At 68.3% G+C, this 2,410-nt stretch carries 2 protein-coding genes; one reads left to right on the forward strand and one right to left on the reverse strand.

What is annotated here, in order from left to right:
• Window positions 1-135: 135 nt before the first annotated feature.
• On the reverse strand, window positions 136-1,920 hold the full coding sequence (gene arc, locus ABZU46_RS31630) for a proteasome ATPase (RefSeq protein WP_266242043.1): 1,785 nt from the start codon (window positions 1,918-1,920) through the stop codon (window positions 136-138).
• Window positions 1,921-2,098: 178 nt separating this feature from the next.
• Between arc and ABZU46_RS31635 the strand changes: the two genes are divergently transcribed.
• Window positions 2,099-2,392 (forward strand): ferredoxin, encoded by a 294-nt coding sequence (locus ABZU46_RS31635; RefSeq protein ID WP_039908212.1) that lies wholly within the window; start codon window positions 2,099-2,101, stop codon window positions 2,390-2,392.
• Window positions 2,393-2,410: the final 18 nt, after the last annotated feature.

The following is a 2,410-nucleotide window of genomic DNA, read 5'->3' on the forward strand; positions in this document are numbered from 1 at the left end:
TCGCTGGGTTTGTGGGGGGGGGGGGCCCCAACTGGTTCGGGGTTGGGGGGGGGTTGGTGGGGGTGGCGGGGGCGGGCGGGGTGGTCGGGGGGGGGCCGGGCCCGCGTCGCGTCCCGGGCCCCGGTGGTGTCACCGTCAGAGGTACTGGCCGGTGTTGCTGGCGGTCTCGATGGACCGGCCGGCCTCGGCGCCCTTGCCGCCGGAGACGAGCGTGCGGATGTAGACGATCCGCTCGCCCTTCTTGCCGGAGATGCGGGCCCAGTCGTCGGGGTTGGTGGTGTTGGGCAGGTCCTCGTTCTCGCGGAACTCGTCGACACAGGCGTCGAGCAGGTGCTGCAGGCGCAGGCCCTTGCGACCGGAGGTGAGGAACTCCTTGATGGCCATCTTCTTGCTCCGGTCGACGATGTTCTGGATCATCGCGCCGGAGTTGAAGTCCTTGAAGTAGAGGACTTCCTTGTCACCGTTGGCGTAGGTGACTTCGAGGAAGCGGTTCTCCTCGGTTTCGGAGTACATCCGCAGCACCACGGCGTCGATCATCGCGGCGACGGTGGCCTGGGGGTCGGCTCCGTGTTCGGCGAGGTCGTCCGGGTGCAGCGGGAGCCCGGAGAGGATGTACTTGGAGAAGATGTCCTTCGCCGCCTCGGCGTCCGGTCGCTCGATCTTGATTTTCACGTCGAGCCGACCGGGGCGCAGGATCGCCGGGTCGATCATGTCTTCCCGGTTGGAGGCGCCGATGACGATGACGTTCTCCAGGCCCTCCACACCGTCGATCTCACTGAGCAGCTGCGGGACGATCGTGTTCTCCACGTCGGAGGAGACGCCGGAGCCGCGGGTCCGGAAGATCGAGTCCATCTCGTCGAAGAACACGATCACCGGGGTGCCCTCGCCGGCCTTCTCCCGAGCCCGCTGGAAGATCAGCCGGATGTGCCGCTCGGTCTCGCCGACGTACTTGTTGAGCAGCTCCGGGCCCTTGATGTTGAGGAAGAAGCTGGTGTGCTTCTCCTTGCCCTGGCGCTCGGCGATCTTCTTGGCCAGCGAGTTGGCCACCGCCTTGGCGATCAGCGTCTTGCCGCAGCCGGGCGGGCCGTAGAGCAGGATGCCCTTCGGTGGGCGGAGCTGGTGCTCGCGGAACAGGTCCGCGTGCAGGAACGGCAGCTCCACCGCGTCGCGGATCTGCTCGATCTGCGACTGGAGGCCACCGATGTCGCCGTAGTCGACGTCGGGCACCTCCTCCAGGACCAGCTCCTCGACCTCGCTCTTCGGGATCCGCTCGTACGCGTACGCCGAGCGGGGCTCGATCATGAGCGAGTCGCCGGCCCGGATCGCCGAGCCGATGAGCGTCTCGGCGAGGTGCACGATGCGCTCCTCGTCGGAGTGGGAGACCACCAGCGCCCGGTCGCCCGGCCCGCCGTTCGGTCCCTCCAGGATCTCCTTGAGCATCACGACCTCACCGACCCGCTCGTACCCGAACGCGTCGACGATGTTGAGCGCGTCGTTGAGCAGGACCTCCTGGCCGCGGCGCAGCTCGTCCACGTCCAGTGAGGGCGAGACGGCGACCCGCAGCTTGCGGCCGCCGGTGAAGACGTCCACCGTCCCGTCGTCGTGCTTGGCCAGGAAGACTCCGTAGCCACTCGGCGGCTGCGCGAGCCGGTCGATCTCCTCCTTGAGCGTGACGATCTGCGTGCGAGCCTCCTTGAGGGTGCTCACCAGCCGGTCGTTGTTCTCGGTCAGCCGCGCCAACTGTGCCTGGGTGGCCGCCAGCCGCTCTTCGAGCTGCCGGACGTGTCGGGGGCTTTCGGTCAACTTCCGCCGCACCAGGGCGAGTTCCTCCTGAAGGAACGCGACCTGCGTGGAGAGATCGTGGGCTTCCTTCTCCCACCGTGCGGCGCGCGAGTCCGCGTCGTCGCTGCGTGCTGCCACGTCCCACCTCCCCGGGGGGCTTGAACGTTCTGACCTAACACTAGCCGCTATGAGCCCGATTCGGTCCCACGCAACACCCTCGTCACCGAACCTTGATCGCCAAGGGTGGCCTGGCGGGCCGGTACGGGCGTTCGGGTACCGTCGGAGGCTGGTACGGGAGAACATGGGGGGTGCACCGGTGGCCGAGGTCGCGACCGACCAGTTGCAGGTCTGGGTGGACCAGGATCTCTGCACGGGTGACGGGCTCTGCGTGCAGTACGCGCCGGAGGTGTTCGAGTTCGACATCGACGGCCTGGCGTACGTCAAGGGCGTCGACGGTGAGCTGCGGATGGCGCCGGGCAGCCGGGTGGACGTGCCCGCGCACCTGCGCCTCGAAGTGATCGACTCCGCGAAGGAGTGCCCGGGCGACTGCATCCACGTGGTGCGTGGCGACGGCGTCGAGGTCGCCGGCCCGGACGCCGAGGACGACTGAGCCGGGCGCCGGCGTCGC

This window comes from Micromonospora sp. NPDC005197 (assembly GCF_040608295.1).
Lineage (GTDB): Bacteria > Actinomycetota > Actinomycetes > Mycobacteriales > Micromonosporaceae > Micromonospora.